The sequence below is a fragment of the Pandoraea apista genome, from assembly GCF_001465595.2.
Lineage (GTDB): Bacteria > Pseudomonadota > Gammaproteobacteria > Burkholderiales > Burkholderiaceae > Pandoraea > Pandoraea apista.
The window spans coordinates 5129372-5145420 of sequence record NZ_CP013481.2; the positions used below are offsets into that span (position 1 = coordinate 5129372).

Consider the following 16049-nt stretch of genomic DNA (forward strand, 5'->3'; position numbering starts at 1 on the left):
CCCGTTCAAGGCATGGCGAACACGGTTCCGGGCCATAATGCGGAACGTCTTCGCGATCAAGGAACCTCCGCCATGCCCGTAACAACACCCGTGACCGCTCAGGGTCCCACGCTTGTCGTGCTCATCGATGCCGATAACGCCGCCCCCGCCATCGTCGAAGGGCTGCTGACCGAAGTGGCCAAGTACGGTGTGGCAAGTGTGAAACGTATCTACGGCGACTGGACCAAGCCGAATCTCGACGGCTGGAAGAAGTGCCTGCTGGAATACTCGATCCAGCCGATCCAGCAGTTCCGATACACCGTCGGCAAGAACGCCACCGACAGCGCCATGATCATCGACGCGATGGATCTGCTCTACACCGGGCGCTTCGACGGCTTCTGTCTCGTCTCCAGCGACAGCGATTTCACGCGCCTGGCCTCGCGAATCCGCGAGCAAGGACTGATCGTGTACGGCTTCGGCGAACGCAAGACACCGCAGCCGTTTGTGACCGCCTGCGACAAATTCATCTACACGGAACTGCTGCGTCAGGACGACGAACCCGACGGCGACGAGACGCCTGCGCCGCGCAAGCGCCGCACGGCGTCGGATCTCAAGCGCGACACGCGCCTCGTGCGGTTGCTGCGCAATGCCGTGACCGCCGTGTCGGATGAAGACGGCTGGGCCAGTCTGGGTCCCATCGGCAGTCACATCGCCAAGCAGGCGCCTGACTTCGACGCGCGTAATTATGGCTTCGGCAAACTAAGCGACCTCGTGACGACCATCGGCCTCTTCGACGTCGAACAGCGTGCAGGCAGCGGCGGCAACAAAGGGCTCTGGGTGCGGATCAAGGCGAAACGCGGCACGCCAAAGCGCGGCGAATGAGCATGCCCGAAACTTTTTTCGGATATTTCGTGCGAAACGCTTGCCAGCCTCTGGAATTCACCCTATACTCGCGGTCTTTCTAGGCTCGTAGCTCAGCTGGTTAGAGCACCACCTTGACATGGTGGGGGTCGTTGGTTCGAGTCCAATCGAGCCTACCAACGAATCAAAGCACAAGGCGTTGCGCGTTTTCGCGTGACGCCTTTTGTTTTTCCGGCGACCGATTCCTGTCGTTCCCCGCCCGCAGCCCTACAGCCTCCGCTCCGGAATTCTCTCGCCGGCTCGTCGGAGCAGCACGCCAACGTGGCCCGTCCAGCCGCGTTACAAAACGACACATCCCAGACAAACTCGTAGCACCTGCTGCGCGGCCTCGCCGATACACTGGCTTCAACGATTCGGCGACAGGCATCTCTGCCCATCAGCGTCATCCGCCTGCGCGAATCGATCCGACTCACTGGCTAATTGCCTACCCGCACGCAGCATCCTCGCCCCTTGCGTCGATCTGCGAGCGCTCTTGGAGGACATCATGAAACGCATGCTTGTCATTGCTGCCCTCGGCGCCGCCGCCGCCCTCGCATCGACTGCCGCATCGGCTCGCGTCGATGTAGGCGTCTATCTCGGCGTGCCTGCGCCGGTCGTAGTGGCGCCGCCCGTCTACGTCGCACCGCAGCCGGTTTATGTGCAGCCGCGCCCGGTCTACGTCGCCCCGCAACCGGTGGTCTATTACGGCCGCGACCGCTGGCATGATTGGCATGATCGCCGCTGGGACGATCGTCACGATCGCGGCTGGCACGGTGGCTGGCGCCGCGACTAACGTCATCGAGAACGCCCACGAACGAAGCGGCCCGCCGGTTGGCGTCGGCGGGCTTTTTAAGCGGGAAGCGGCACTGTCGCTTTCCGCGTTCTTTTATCCGGCTCCCGCCGGTTCACTTTCGCGTATCCGTGCTCACATCATCGGCACGTCGCGCAACGCCCGCTTCATCCACTCCACGAATGCTCTTGTCCGCGACGGCAGCAGTCGGGCGTGCGGATACACGATGCTCACGGGACGCGCCGGCCCTTCGTAGTCCTTGAGTACGCGCACCAGACGTCCATCGGCCATGGCTGCCGCAACCTGATACGACAGAAAACAGCCGTAGCCCATCCCGTCGATGCACGCTTCGACCGCCGCGGTGCCGTGACTGAGTTCGAGATTGCCGTCGACCGGCACGACGAACTCGCGCCCGCCCTCCCAGAAGCGCCACTGGCCATAGCTGCCGCCATACGAGCGGATACAGTTCTTGCCGACCAGTTCGCGCGGATGCGTCACTTCGCCCTGCTCGGCCAGACACCCGGGACTCGCCACCACCACGCGGCGAATCGCCCCGACGCTCTGCGCAACGAGCGTGGAATCTTCCAACGGCGAGATGCGAATACCGACGTCGATGCCCTCCTCCCAGAGATTCACCACGCGGTCATTGAGCAGCAACCGGCATTTGACGGCCGGATAGGCGCGCAGGAAGCGATACAACGCAGGCGCCACATGCAATTGCCCAAAGAGCACTGGCGCCGTGACCACAAGCGTGCCCGTCGGCGCTTCGTGCCGCGCTGCGAGACGCGCTTCGGCCTCTTGCAGTTCGCTGAGAATCTGGCGGCAGGTGTCGAGATACCCTCGCCCCTCTTCGGTCAGCGCGATTCGGCGCGTCGTTCGATTGAGCAAACGCACGTCGAGCGAAGTCTCGAGCGCCGCCAGCGTGCGCACTACCGCCGGGAGCGAGGAATTGAGCGCGCGCGCCGCAGCGCTCAGGCTGCCCTGATCGACGATGGCGACGAATGTCTGCATGGCGCGAAGTTTATCCATGCCGCGCATCATTACTCCGATTTTCGGAGTAGTCAAATCAACTTCCCGGCATTTATCCGAAAATCGACAGGATGGAGAATCGGGGCATCGTGTGACGGCAGTGGTAGCAGCGTCGTCAACGGCCCGCCATCACTGGAGACGTTCCATGACCCGCCCCGTCGAAGCCCAAGTTCAACGCCCCGTTTACCCTGCACGCCCGATCCGCCTCTATCGACACGCGCTCTCGGGTCACTGTCATCGCGTCGAACTGATGCTGCATCTGCTCGATCTGCCCTACGAGACCATCGACATCGACCTCGTGGCCGGCGAGCACAAGCAGCCCGCCTATCTCGCCATCAATCTCTTCGGACAAGTACCGGCCATCGACGACGACGGCGTGGTGATTGCCGATTCGAACGCGATCCTTACGTACCTCGCCACGCGCTACGACGCCAGCGGCGCCTGGCTACCGCGCGACGCGCTCACCGCCGCGAAGGTGCAGCGTTGGCTGTCGGTGGCGGCAGGCGACGTGGCGTTCGGCCCGGCGGCAGCGCGTATCGTCGTGCTGTTCAATCGTGCCGTCGACCCGACGGCGATGATCGAGCGCGCCAAGACCCTGCTCTCGACGATGGAGACGTATCTGAGCACGCCGCAAGCCGGGGCGTTCCTCGCGGGCGACGCACCCACGATTGCCGACGTTGCGTGCTACGCGTATCTCGCGCACGCGCCGGAGGGCAATGTCTCGCTCGCCCCCTATCCCGCTGTGCGCGCTTGGTTGGGCCGGGTGGCCGCGCTGCCGCGCTTTATACCGATGGCGTCGAGCGCGTGCGGCCTGAATGCGGCCTGAACGCGATCTGAATCCGCGCTGGAAGTCGCGTAAATGCCGTCGGAACGTCAGGAGAGAATCATGACCGCGCCTGTAGAAACCTCGATCGCCACCTCGCCGTTTCACGCCGGTGAGATGGCCGTACAAACGCTCGCCGGTTCCCGAGAAGCGATGGCGGAAGTCGGGGCGCGCGTCATTCGTACCGCCATGCCGGAGCAGCATCGCCAGTTCTTCGCACAATTGCCGTTTCTCGTCGCAGGCGCGCTCGACGCCCACGGCCAACCGTGGGCAACGCTGCTGAGCGGCACGCCCGGTTTCGCGCACTCGCCCGATCCAACGCTGCTGCGTGTCGACACATTGCCGCCCGTGACCGATCCGTTGCATGGTGCGATGAGGTTGGACGCACCGGTCGGCCTGTTGGGACTGGAGCCGTCGACCCGCCGGCGGAATCGCGTGAACGGGCGAGTCGTCGAAGCCGACGCACGCGGCTTCGCGATTCGCGTTGCGCAGAGTTTCGGCAATTGCCCGCAGTACATCCGCAAGCGCGAGCTCACACCGCACCGCCACAATGAAGCGCCTGTGGCAGAGGCGGCGCAAATGTCGCTCGACGACGACGCACAATGGCAGATCGCCAGCGCCGACACCTTCTTCATCGCCACGCATTACGCCGGAGAAGGGGCAAGCGAACGGAGTGCCGGCGCGGACGTGTCGCATCGCGGTGGCAAGCCGGGCTTCGTGCGTGTCGAGGACGCGCACACCCTGATGTGGCCCGATTTTCGCGGCAATGCGTACTACAACACGCTCGGTAATCTGCACGTCAATCCGCGTGCGGGACTGGTGTTCGTCGATTTTGCGTCAGGCGATTTGCTTCACGTCGCGGGCGACGCCGACATTCTGTGGCAGAACGAAACACAGAGCGGCTTCGAAGGGGCCTTGCGGCTCGTGCGCGTGCATGTGCGCGAAGTGCGTCGCGTGCGCGGCGCGCTACCCGCCCACTGGCGCGACGGCGACGCCTCGCCCTCCGTCGACAGGACCGGGGCCTGGCCAACCGCGTGATCGGATCGAATGCCTGCGCGGCGTCGCACGCTTGCCGCGTGCGGAGGGTACGTGTAGAGTACGTCAACGCCCGTCGAGTGACAGGCGCCCTTCACTTCATCATCGATTCATGACGGCTTACGCGTCCCACCGAATTGCCGGGTCTGGCGTCGCACCGCTGCAACGCGGTGTTGGCGCGCACCTGCGCGGACGCTTTGTCGCAGTCACACATCCTCCGCTCTCGCCGCCGGCCGGCGTGGCACCGCCCGCCGTGGTAGTCGCAGACGTCAGCGTCGTGGCCTGACGCCACGTCTGACGCGCCGGGTGTTCATCTCCCGGCACAACACCTTTTCATCCGAAATCCAGTTTCGATCCGCCTGTCTGTGCGTCGCACGTCGAACGCGATGACACGTCGTCATGCTGCGCATGCGACCCGTATCGCGTGACAGGAGAGGGCGCCCTCGCACCCTTTTCCTCGGCGTGATGCCTGACGGGCCGGACATCCTGTTCAGGGGAAAATCGATGCAAATCGAAAGTCTCGCGTGGCGCCGGCATGGCGCAACGCTCTTGTTCGTTCTGCTGTGGAGTGGCGGTGCATTGGCCGCCAAATGGGGGCTGACAAACGCGTCGGCGTTTGCGTTTCTCGTGGTGCGGCTTGGCGTAGCCTTCGCAGCGCTGACGCTCATCGCTCTGACGCGCCGCCAATGGTGGCCGGCGCCAGGCACGCGATGGCAAGTCGCCGGCACCGGCGTGTTGCTCATCGGCGGCTATCAGGCGGCGTATCTGCTGGCGCTGGCGAACGGCATCACTCCGGGGGCGCTCGCGACCGTGCTGGGCGTGCAGCCGATTCTCACGCTCGTAGCCCTTGAGCGAGCGCATAGCGCGCGGCGCCTCGCCGGGCTTGCCGTCGCGCTGGCAGGACTGGCGCTCGTCGTCGCGCAGAGCCTGGTGTCGGCGAAATTGTCGGCGGCGGGCTCGGTATGGGCGTTAAGCGCACTCGCCTGCATGACGCTCGGCACCCTCGCGCAGAAAGGCTCGCGTCAAACGCCGCTCGACGTGCTGCCGCTGCAATACGCGGTCGGGCTCGCGCTGGCGTTGCTGGTCGCACCCACCCAGCCGTGGCACATCGACGACTCGTGGGGCTTCTGGTTACCGCTGCTCTACATGAGCCTCGTGATTTCGGTCGGCGCCACGCTGCTGCTCTACCGGATGATCGCCACGGGCAACCTCGTCACCGTTACGAGCCTGTTCTATCTGGTTCCCGTGGTGACGGCATTGCTCGACTGGGGCGTCTTCGGCCATCGCCCGACAGGGCTCGCGGTCGCGGGAACCGCCGCCATCCTGCTCGGGCTGCGTCTGGCGCTTCGGTAACGCGGCACGAACTGCCGCAAGCGAAGAAGCATGGAAAGCCGGGGCTGACATCCCGGCACACCCTGCCTCGGCTAAGATTGTCGGCTATCGGGTGACAATGACGAGATAAACGCGTTCGTTGTCACCTCACTTTCTTACGATTGGAATCTTGCCGATGGACTTGCTCGACGATATGCGCATCTTCGTCACCGCCGTGGACGCCATGAGCTTTACGGGCGCGGCGGCGAAGCTCGGGCTTTCGAAACAGTTCGTGAGCCGGCGCATCTCGTCGCTGGAGCAGGCGCTGGGCGTGCGGTTGCTGTTGCGCACCACGCGGCGGCTGTCGGTCACGGATCTCGGCCGGATCTACTACGAGCGCGCCCGGCGCATTCTCGACGACGTGGAGGCCGCCAATCTCGCCGTGAGCAGTCAGGGCGAGCGCCCGCGCGGCAATTTACGTGTCTCCGCCCCCATGTCGTTCGGAACGATGTTCCTCGGATCGGTCATGCCGTCGTTTCTCACGACCTATCCCGACGTCACGATCGAACTTGAGTTGAACGACCGGACCGTCGACATCATTGCCGAAGGCTACGACGTGGCGGTACGCATCGGCGAGCTGGCCGATTCGTCGCTGATCGCACGGCCAGTCGCCCCCATGCGAATGGTCACCTGCGCCAGCCCGCGCTATCTGGAAGCCCACGGCGTGCCCCAGACCCCGGACGACCTGCGCGACCACGCGCTGCTGCCCTACGGCCACACCCAACGCGTGAACTGGACCTACGCACAGGACGGTCATTCGATCGACGTTCCCGTCTCTGGGCGCCTGCGCGTCAACAACGGGGAACTGGCGCGCGACGCCGCCATGGCGGGACTTGGCCTGACATGGTTACCGGTGTTTATCGTCGCGCCAGCGCTGCTGAATGGGCGGCTGGTGACGGTGCTGGACGACTACGCGCCTGCGCCGATGGCCATTCACGTTGTCTATCCGCAGCATCGTCAGGCATCACTCGTGATTCGGGCGTTCTCGGATTTTCTGGCGTCGGCGTGCAGCGTAGCGGGCTCGCAATGGTGAGAATTCGGGAAGTCGCGGCGCTCCCGGCGCACGGGAATCGGCCGTCAGACTTGACCATCCATAGCCCGGACGGGGATACTTGACAGGTTAAAAACCCAGCTTTTTCACGCCGATGACCACGATTCTGCAACACATCCCCACGGGACAACGGGTCGGTATCGCCTTTTCGGGCGGTCTCGACACCAGCGCTGCGCTGCTTTGGATGCGCCAAAAAGGCGCGATTCCGTACGCTTACACGGCCAATCTGGGTCAGCCGGACGAACCGGACTACGAGGAAATCCCGCGCCGCGCCATGGGTTACGGTGCAGAAAATGCCCGCCTGATCGACTGCCGCACGCAACTCGTGGCAGAAGGCATCGCCGCCCTCCAGTCGGGCGCGTTCCATATCTCGACGGCCGGTGTCACCTACTTCAACACCACGCCGATCGGTCGCGCCGTCACGGGCACCATGCTCGTCGCCGCGATGAAGGAAGATGGCGTCAACATCTGGGGTGATGGCAGCACGTACAAGGGCAATGACATCGAGCGCTTCTACCGCTACGGTCTCTTGACCAACCCGGGCCTGCAAATCTACAAGCCGTGGCTGGACCAGACGTTCATCGACGAACTCGGCGGCCGCAAGGAAATGTCGGAATTCCTGATCGCCAACGGCTTCGATTACAAGATGTCGGTCGAGAAGGCCTATTCGACGGACTCGAACATGCTGGGCGCGACCCACGAAGCCAAGGATCTGGAGCACCTGAATTCGGGCATCAAGATCGTGCAGCCGATCATGGGCGTGCCGTTCTGGCGCGACGATTGCGCAATCAAGGCGGAAGAAGTCACCGTGCGCTTCGAAGAGGGTCAACCGGTGGCGCTGAACGGCAAGACGTTTGCCAACGCCGTCGAACTGTTCGAAGAAGCCAACCGCATCGGTGGCCGTCACGGTCTGGGCATGAGCGATCAGATCGAAAACCGCATCATTGAAGCGAAGAGCCGCGGCATCTACGAAGCCCCGGGCCTCGCGCTGCTGTTCATCGCTTACGAGCGACTCGTGACCGGCATCCACAACGAAGACACCATCGAGCAATACCGCGAAAACGGCCGCCGTCTGGGCCGTCTGCTGTATCAGGGCCGTTGGTTCGACCCGCAGGCCATCATGCTGCGCGAGACGGCACAACGCTGGGTGGCACGCGCCGTGACCGGCGAGGTCACCCTTGAGCTGCGTCGCGGCAACGATTACTCGCTGCTCAATACAACGTCGCCGAACCTCACCTACAAGCCCGAGCGTCTGACCATGGAAAAGGGCGACTCGGTCTTCACGCCGCTCGACCGTATCGGTCAACTCACGATGCGCACCCTCGACATCGTCGACACGCGCGAGAAGCTGATGACCTACGCCAAGGCCGGTCTGCTCACCGCATCGAGCGACGACGCCCTGCCGCAGCTCGAAGGCAAGAAAGACTAAGTCAGCCCGCGCTGACGCATCGCTCCGCGGGGCGCTGCGCCTGTGCTGTCTGTCACAACAGGCGGCGCGCCCCGACAGGAGCGCGCCGCCTTTGTTTTTGGCCTGTCACGGTTCACGCGCTAAGATAGCGTCAAAATAAGCCAAATCCTAAATCCTCCCGCATTCGGGGTGCGCGCATTCCCCGTGATGAGCGGGGGCGGGCGCTTGCGATGGAGACCTAACGTTGGTACGTCTGATACTACTGTTGCTTGGCGTCGATTACTTGCGGCGCCGGGCGCGCGCGCTGATCTGGATCGGCGCGATCTTCCTTGCCTTCGGGCTGGCCCTGATCGTCGATGCCCTCGACGGTGTTGTCCACTTCCCGCTCAAGGTGTTCGCCTGGCTGCTCCTGCTCGAAGGGCTGGCCACACTCGCCATCGTCACGATCGGCGTGGGCGGCCAGCGCATCGTGCGCGGCCTCAAGGGCGGCACGTTCACCGTCGCCGCACTGCTTGTACTTTTCTTCGATCAGCAATACGGCAACTTCTGGTTGTCGATGCTGTTCGGCACCCTGTTCCTCGCCGACGGCCTGCTGCAATGTGTGGCCGCATACGTCGTGCGATATCCGCGCTGGGCGTGGGCCATGGCGGGCGGGTTGCTTGAAATTGCCGTCGCGATCTTCTTCTACCAGCCATATCCGACACACTACAAAGGCACGCTGCCGTACGCCATCGGGCTGGGACTCGCGTTCACCGGCTGGAACGTGCTGGTGCTCGCCATGCGCGCGCGACGTATGCGCCGCGACTTCCGTGTCGAGCAGATTCTCGGCAGCCCGGAGGAAAAGCGCCACCTGTGGGAAACGCGCCCGCGCGCGCCTCGCTGGGAAGGCCCGCCCACCGATTCCGAACCGGCACTGACGGTGCACGTCTGGACACCGTCGGGCTCGGCCAAGGCGCCGGCGCGCCGCCATCCGGTGATCGATCGTTACATCGCCGCGGTCGACAAGAACGGTGTGATTTCTACAGGCCACGCAGCACTCGAAAGCCACGAGGGCATTTACGTCAGTCTGTATCCGGCCAAGGAAATCGACCGCTCTCCCGACCAATTCGGGCAACTGCTGCGCGCGACACGCGAAAACGATGTGCCGGGCGTGTTCCAACCGGACTACGCAACGGAATCGAAGGCATGGTGTCCGTCGACGGTCAAAGTCCGCATTCGCAACTACAGCCCCCGGCAGCTAAGCGCTTTCTGGGAGACGTACCGGCTGAACCCCACGTATAACCTCACGCACCGCAACTGCTCAAGCAGTGTCGCCAAGGCGCTTGAGGCCGCTATCGAAGGCCGGGTGGGGCAATTGCCGAATGGGGCGGACGCCGGCTGGTGGACGTTCGTGCGCCTGTGGCTCACGCCGGAACTGTGGGTTGCGGCGCAACTGCGCAAGCGCGCCAAGACAATGGCCTGGACGCCGGGTCTGGTGCTCGATTACGCCCGCGCGGTGAGCATGCTTGTCGATCCGCGCCCGTTCGGCTGGATCACGATGTCGTCGCTCGCGCTGCGCCGCATGCGCCGCTCGCGTCGCGCATGGCGAGAGGCCGCCGAGCAGGCCGCCGTTGCGCAGGCGCAGAGCAATCAGGCCTCGCACGGTTGATGGGACGCATGGTGTAACGCGGAGCAAGAGCGACACGAGCGGTACGCGAGACATTCGTGCGGGGACGGTGTAACGTCACTTGTACTGGCCAGGGCAACGGCAGCCAGCGTTCGGGCGATGTGCGCGCATGGCCCGAGCGCGCTTCAGAAGCGCAATCCAAGACGAGGACAGCTCAACATGTTCAACCGCCTGTGGCGCTTCGCAAGCGCCGCCCTGTTCGCCAGTCTGGTCATCGGACGCGCCGCTCACGCGATCACGCCCGAAGCGGCTCCCGCCACCATTCCGCATGGCGCCATCGTCGACCGGCAGCCACTCGAAGCCGACCACGGCTTACCCGAGGCCGGGGCGCAATTCCGCATTCGCTACAGTTCCATCGACGGTGTTGGCGGCGTTGAAGCCCGCGAGGACACGGGGACCGTCTTCCTGCCCAAAGGGCCGACACCACCCGGCGGCTGGCCGGTCGTTGTCTGGGCTCACGGCACCGTGGGCATTGCCAGCGCGTGTGCGCCGTCGCTCAATGTGCGCAGCCAACGCGACATACAGTACCTCGGCACCTGGCTCTCGCTGGGCTTCGCGATCGTGGCCCCCGACTATGCCGGCCTCGGTTCGCAAGGGCTGCATCACTACCTGAATTCGCGCGCCGAAGCCTATAGCGTGCTCGACAGTCTGCTCGCGGCACGCAGCGTATTTCCGTTGCAGAACCGCGTGGTCATCGTCGGTCAATCGCAAGGGGCGCACGCCGCTTTCGCGGCCGCGGGCTACCAACCGCAATACGCGCCAGACGTCAAAGTGATCGCCACCGTGCTGACGGGCACACCGTACTTCAATGCCCAGACCTCTGCCGCCATGCTGTTCGCGAGCCAACCCGATCCGGGCGCGCCGGACCCGAAGATTCCCTACGCGATGTATCTTTTCCTGTCGGCCGCCGACCGCGACCCGTCGTTGCAGGCGGCGCGGTACTTCTCGCCGCAGGCGCTGCCGGTGCTCGACGAAGCCCGTACGCTGTGCATCGACGAGCTGACCAATCACTCGGCGGCCGCGGGCCTGAACGCCGGCAACAGCCTTCAACCGATGATCCAGAAGTTGCTGAACCACCAGACACCCTCGCTGCGCTACCCGACACTGCATATCAAGCATCCGGTGTTCATCGGCATCGGCGGTCAGGACATCGATGTGCCGGTCATCATGCAGCAAGCGTTCGCGCGCGACGTCGCCAAAGCGGGCACCACTACGCGGGTGCGCGTGTATGACGGGCTCGATCATGACGCAACGCTCAATCCGTCCCTGCGCGATTCGGTGCCCTTCGTCCTCGAACTCATGTCGCTCAAAAGACGTGCGCGCGCACAATAACTAGAGGAAGCACTCGGGATTTGGGAGAGACGACAGACTGAGAGACAACAGGAGAACAGGAATAAATCATTGATTCCATGAGATTTATTTCCCGTTGCAAGTACGCAACACGCGGAGACTTACGTAAAAATACATATGGTGCGTTGCAGCACGGCGTCCTATACTGAACTCGTCTCCTCCATGTCTCCTCCTGATATGGATTTAGCCCGCACCATGCGGGCTTTCTTTTTTTCTGCGGCCGGAAAACTGGCTGCCATCCCGCCTCTCCTCCGCCGGACGATCAATCGATGGCTGCCGCGCAGGCGTCCGTCGGCGCGGCCAGCACGCCCCCTACGCCGGGAATGATCTTGAGTCCTGCCGACGTCACCCGGCATGGCGCGGCCAGCAATCCGCACCCTGAAACCGACGTCACGAAGGGAAGAATGGCGAACAGCGCCCACCAACGGCGCAGGTTTCGCGGTGCAGGCTTCGACGCCGATGGCGCCTCGTTCGCGTTGGCGGCGCGGGGATCGTGCTCGTCGGCCGCGACAATGTGCGCACGCGAATCGGCAATGGCCTGACGGCGCATCGGGGAGAACAGGGTCATGGGAAGCGAGTCCTGAAATGGCGAGGTGTAGAGAATCATGCCGGCCGGGCGCGTCGTTACCCAACGCACGGGGCGCAATTGCTTAGGCGGCGGGGGTCGTATGACCGATATAAGTAAAGCGCGCCACCGGCCCGTCGTCCGTCATCACCGGTTCGTTCCAGATACGCAGCAGGCGGGTGCTCATCGGCAACCCTTCACGCGGGTAGAGTCGCGTGTAGACGACCACCGGTTCATCGGTCTCGTCGGCACGGGCAATACCCAGTGCGAGATAGCAATTCCCCTTGTAGTGACGGTAGACGCCCGGGCGAAACGCCTCGATTTCCGGCGTGGATTCTGCCGATGACACTGGCACATTCGAAAACATCGTTCTCTTCTCCTGCATACGACAACCGGAAGCTCCGGTACAAAAAACGCTTGCAGATGTTCCGCCTTAGTGCGGAACCGCGATACCCACCGACTTCGCCAGCGGCACGGGCGAAATGCCGGACACGCCGCGAAACGGCTCGTCCAGATTAATGATCAACGCGATCACCATGCCGATCGCGCCCATGTGGATCGCAATGATGAAATTACCCTTCCACGAGCCGGGATACCGGCCATTCATCGCCATGGCCGCGAGCATGAACAACGAGATGACCCACCAGAACACGCCGGGCACTGTCTTCGTTGCATTCTCGAAGCGTCCCTGCCGCGACTCCTCCAACCGGTCGAGCAGCGTGCGGATCGAACTGGCGCTGTCCTCGTGTTTCGCCACCACGCGGCGCGTGGCGCCGACAAACGCCGTGAGCGCTTCCTCCGTCACCGGGGACAAATCGGGATCGGCGGTACTCAATGTCGCCCATTCGTCGCTGACGGCAGACTTCACGTAGCTGCGCAGCAGCACGCGCGCAGACTGCGCGTCGGCGTCGCCGACCGCTTTGAGTTCCCGGTCCAGACGCCTCACCACCGACGCCTCGTGCAACGCCTGGTCGTCGGCATGACCGAGGTTGGAGCGCACATCGGTCAGCACGTGAGCGAGCACGAAGACAATGAACGCGAGCAAACTGCCGTGAACCACATCGGCCACGGTACCCCGCACTTCGGAGGGATCGGCCAGGCGGTCGAACAACCAGATGCGCGCGAGCCAGGCGACGATAACGGCGACCAGCGCCGTGCCGAACGCCATACTGACAAGCAACAGCCCTGTCGGCAACAACGTCATTTGGTCAACCAGCCATTGCATTCGCGTCCCCTCGCATGCGTCTTTTATAGGTCGTTACGAAATCGATATGGCGGTGGGGCACAGCGCCCCCGCCGCCGATGCGGCGACTATACCTGATGCACGAAAGACGGCAACTTTGGAAAATTTCCGCGCCTGACAGCCGAAACCCGATGAAAGAATTCGCCGATCAGAGCGCCTTGGTTAACAGCACGGTCGTAAAGCCGCTGTCCCATTCCTCGTCGGGATACATTGCAACCTCGGCGTAACCGTGTCTGGCGTAGAACGCGCGGCTTTGTACGTTGAACGTGTCGGTTTCGAGCCGTGCGAGGGGGTGTCCCTGCGCGCGCATGCGTGACTCTGCCTGCGCGAGCAACAACGCGCCGATACCACGGCGTTGCTGTGATGGCGCCACATGCAAGGCGTCGATGAAGTCACCCTCCACATGCACCATGCCAACGATCCGACCATCATCCACGCCCGGCACCGCCACCGTGAACTCACGCCAATGCCCCTGCACGTAGGCCTTCGTGCGTTCGCCGCTGTCGAATGCGGCGGCGGCTTCCGGCCGCAACATGGGTGCCCACGTCTCGCGATAGGTCTGCATGAGCAGCAACGTGAGCGCGGCAACGTCGGACTCGCGCGCGTTGCGCAACAGAATTTCAGGACCATGCATTGCGAAGCTTCCTTGCAACATCGATATGTACCGTCACGTCGCCCACCGGCCCGCGCGGCGTATCGCCTTCGCGTGGCTTCGGGAGCCTCTCGTAGAGCGGCAACATTTTGTCGGAGACGAAACGGCTGCGCGTGCCATATACGTGACGATCTCCCAAACCGGTTTGCTGATGCACGTAAAACCGCTGGGGCACGACCAGTTGCAGCGACGCTTTCGCACGCGTCATCGCCACATACAACAGACGCCGCTCTTCCTCAATATCAGCCTCGTCGCCCGTACTCATATCGGACGGAATACATCCGTCCACCACGTTGAGCACATAGACCGAGTGCCACTCCTGGCCCTTCGCACTGTGAATGGTCGACAGAATCAGATAATCCTCGTCGAGCAACGGCGCGCCGGATTGCGCACTCGTGGCGTCCGGAGGATCGAGCGTCAATTCGGTCAGGAATGATTCGCGCGAGCCGTAGGTGCCGGCAATGCGTGCGAGTTGTTCGAGATCTGCCTGACGCACGGCGGCATCGTCGTATCGTTGCGTGAGCATCGGGGCATACCAGCGCAATGCGAGATCGACGTCGGCAGGCCAGGCAATCCGCGTGTCGTGCAGCGCCATGAAAACCTCAACGAACGCACGCCAATCGGCGGCAGCGGCCGACGGCGGCTTGAAATCGGCGAGCACCCGCGCGGGCGTGGCCGATTGCGCCATGGCGTCGAGCAGACGTGTCGCGCTTACCGGACCAATGCCCGGAATAAGTTGCGCCACACGAAACCCCGACAGACGGCTGGCCGGATTGTGCGCCCAACGCAGTATCGACAGCATGTCTTTCACATGCGCCGCTTCGAGAAACTTGAGCCCCCCGAATTTCACGAACGGGATGTTGCGGCGTGTCAGCTCGAGTTCGAGCGCGGCGCTGTGGCTCCCCGTGCGAAACAACACCGCCTGTTGCGTCAATCGCGTGCCGGTCTCGCGCTGTGCCAGCACCTGATCGGCGACCCAGCGCGCCTGCCCGGATTCATCGCTCACGTTGACGAGTTGCGGCAGACGCGTCGAGTGACGGTCGGTCCATAGTGCCTTCGCATAGCGTTCGCTCGACTCGGCGATCACGGCATTGGATGCATCGAGAATCGGTTGCGTCGACCGGTAATTTCGCTCGAGCGTGACCACATGCGCAGGTTCGGCGAACTGGCCCGGGAAGTCGAGAATGTTGCGGATCGTGGCGGCGCGAAACGCGTAGATGGACTGCGCGTCATCTCCAACGACGGTCAGGCCGCGTCCATCAGGCTTCATTGCCAGCAGAATCTGCGCCTGCAAACGGTTGGTATCCTGGTACTCGTCGACGAGCACATGATCGAAACGCTCGCCCAACTCGCGCGCCAGTTCCGGCGCACTCATCATCTCGGCCCAGTACAACAGCAGGTCGTCGTAATCGAGAACGTGTTGCGCCTGCTTCGCGTCGACATAAGCGCCGAAGAGTGTCTTGAGTTGCGCTTCCCATTGCGCGCACCAGGGGAAGTGTTTCGCCAGCACTTCCGGGAGCGGTGCCTGACTGTTCACCACGCGCGAATAGATCGACAGACAGGTGCCCTTGAGCGGGAAGCGCGATTGCGTGTTGGAAAAACCGAGTTCGTGACGCGCGATACCCAGCAGATCCTCGGCGTCGCTGCGATCGTGAATCGTGAACGCTTCCGACAAACCGATACGCGTAGCAAAGTCGCGCAGAAGACGCGCACCGATCGCGTGAAACGTTCCGGCCCACGGTAACGAGGGCGGCTGCGACGACGCCAGCCCCAGAACCTTCTGGAGCACCGATCCCACACGCCGCTCCATTTCACCCGCCGCACGGCGTGAGAACGTAAGAAGCAGAATGCGATTCGGATCGGCCCCGCGCACGATCAGGTTAGCCACCCGATGCGCGAGCGTGCTCGTCTTGCCCGAGCCTGCGCCGGCTATGACGAGCAAGGGGCCGCCGGGCTCGCCGCCGTCGCCCACACCGTGGTCGACGGCCTCACGCTGGCGTTCGTTAAGTTCGGCCCACGGATCGCGGGCGGAGGCAGTCGGCTGTTCTGACATGCGGAATCTGGGAGAAGCACGGGAATGCGGGCCGTTGCCCGCGGTTACGCTCATCGAGTACTGTATATTTATACATTATATCGATGACACCAACGTCCATCGACCCCCGTTCCGAAATTGAGACGACTCCCGGA

14 protein-coding genes, 1 tRNA gene and 1 pseudogene are annotated in these 16049 nt (G+C 63.4%); 10 read left to right on the top strand and 6 right to left on the bottom strand.

Features of this window, described 5'->3' with window-relative positions; genetic code table 11:
- Window positions 1-72 precede the first annotated feature (72 nt).
- The 3 genes and pseudogenes from AT395_RS23230 to AT395_RS23240 all read left to right on the top strand — a co-directional run.
- Window positions 73-834: pseudogene (locus tag AT395_RS23230) on the top strand (NYN domain-containing protein); the annotation flags it as partial.
- Window positions 835-942: 108 nt separating this feature from the next.
- Window positions 943-1019: transfer RNA gene (locus AT395_RS23235), tRNA-Val, on the top strand.
- A 365-nt stretch (window positions 1020-1384) separates the two neighbouring features.
- On the top strand, window positions 1385-1672 hold the full coding sequence (locus AT395_RS23240) for a hypothetical protein (protein WP_042114074.1): 288 nt from the start codon (window positions 1385-1387) through the stop codon (window positions 1670-1672).
- A 132-nt stretch (window positions 1673-1804) separates the two neighbouring features.
- Here the strand turns inward: AT395_RS23240 and AT395_RS23245 are convergent, their stop codons facing one another.
- On the bottom strand, window positions 1805-2698 hold the full coding sequence (locus AT395_RS23245) for a LysR family transcriptional regulator (protein ID WP_048628751.1): 894 nt from the start codon (window positions 2696-2698) through the stop codon (window positions 1805-1807).
- A gap of 145 nt (window positions 2699-2843) precedes the next feature.
- On the opposite strand from AT395_RS23245, the gene AT395_RS23250 reads away from it, so the two are divergent.
- From AT395_RS23250 to AT395_RS23280, 7 genes are all read left to right on the top strand, one after another.
- Window positions 2844-3524, top strand: coding sequence for a glutathione S-transferase family protein (locus tag AT395_RS23250; RefSeq protein ID WP_042114073.1), 681 nt, complete (start codon window positions 2844-2846; stop codon window positions 3522-3524).
- A gap of 60 nt (window positions 3525-3584) precedes the next feature.
- Complete coding sequence (locus AT395_RS23255) at window positions 3585-4559, top strand: pyridoxamine 5'-phosphate oxidase family protein (RefSeq protein WP_048628542.1); 975 nt, start codon at window positions 3585-3587, stop codon at window positions 4557-4559.
- A 501-nt stretch (window positions 4560-5060) separates the two neighbouring features.
- Complete coding sequence (locus AT395_RS23260; RefSeq protein WP_048628541.1) at window positions 5061-5909, top strand: DMT family transporter; 849 nt, start codon at window positions 5061-5063, stop codon at window positions 5907-5909.
- A 154-nt stretch (window positions 5910-6063) separates the two neighbouring features.
- Window positions 6064-6960 (top strand): LysR family transcriptional regulator, encoded by an 897-nt coding sequence (locus AT395_RS23265; RefSeq protein WP_042114068.1) that lies wholly within the window; start codon window positions 6064-6066, stop codon window positions 6958-6960.
- Window positions 6961-7072: 112 nt separating this feature from the next.
- Window positions 7073-8407, top strand: coding sequence for an argininosuccinate synthase (gene argG / locus AT395_RS23270; protein WP_042114066.1), 1335 nt, complete (start codon window positions 7073-7075; stop codon window positions 8405-8407).
- A 223-nt stretch (window positions 8408-8630) separates the two neighbouring features.
- Window positions 8631-10034, top strand: a complete 1404-nt coding sequence (locus tag AT395_RS23275; protein ID WP_042114064.1) for an HdeD family acid-resistance protein — start codon at window positions 8631-8633, stop codon at window positions 10032-10034.
- Between the two features lie 177 nt (window positions 10035-10211).
- On the top strand, window positions 10212-11384 hold the full coding sequence (locus tag AT395_RS23280; protein ID WP_052765472.1) for an alpha/beta fold hydrolase: 1173 nt from the start codon (window positions 10212-10214) through the stop codon (window positions 11382-11384).
- Window positions 11385-11664: 280 nt separating this feature from the next.
- Here AT395_RS23280 and AT395_RS26320 read toward each other — a convergent pair whose 3' ends face one another.
- The 5 genes from AT395_RS26320 to AT395_RS23305 all read right to left on the bottom strand — a co-directional run bounded on the left by AT395_RS26320 (window position 11665) and on the right by AT395_RS23305 (window position 15915).
- Window positions 11665-11835: a DUF6726 family protein gene (locus AT395_RS26320; protein WP_042117721.1), complete on the bottom strand. Its 171-nt coding sequence runs from the start codon at window positions 11833-11835 to the stop codon at window positions 11665-11667.
- Between the two features lie 217 nt (window positions 11836-12052).
- A complete protein-coding gene (locus AT395_RS23290; RefSeq protein WP_048628540.1) occupies window positions 12053-12334 on the bottom strand; it encodes a DUF1653 domain-containing protein in 282 nt (93 codons plus the stop codon).
- A 66-nt stretch (window positions 12335-12400) separates the two neighbouring features.
- On the bottom strand, window positions 12401-13192 hold the full coding sequence (locus tag AT395_RS23295; RefSeq protein ID WP_042114059.1) for a bestrophin-like domain: 792 nt from the start codon (window positions 13190-13192) through the stop codon (window positions 12401-12403).
- Between the two features lie 166 nt (window positions 13193-13358).
- A complete protein-coding gene (locus tag AT395_RS23300; protein ID WP_048628539.1) occupies window positions 13359-13844 on the bottom strand; it encodes a GNAT family N-acetyltransferase in 486 nt (161 codons plus the stop codon).
- Complete coding sequence (locus AT395_RS23305) at window positions 13831-15915, bottom strand: ATP-dependent helicase (protein WP_048628538.1); 2085 nt, start codon at window positions 15913-15915, stop codon at window positions 13831-13833. The genes AT395_RS23300 and AT395_RS23305 overlap by 14 nt, the downstream gene beginning before the upstream one ends.
- Window positions 15916-16049 lie beyond the last annotated feature (134 nt).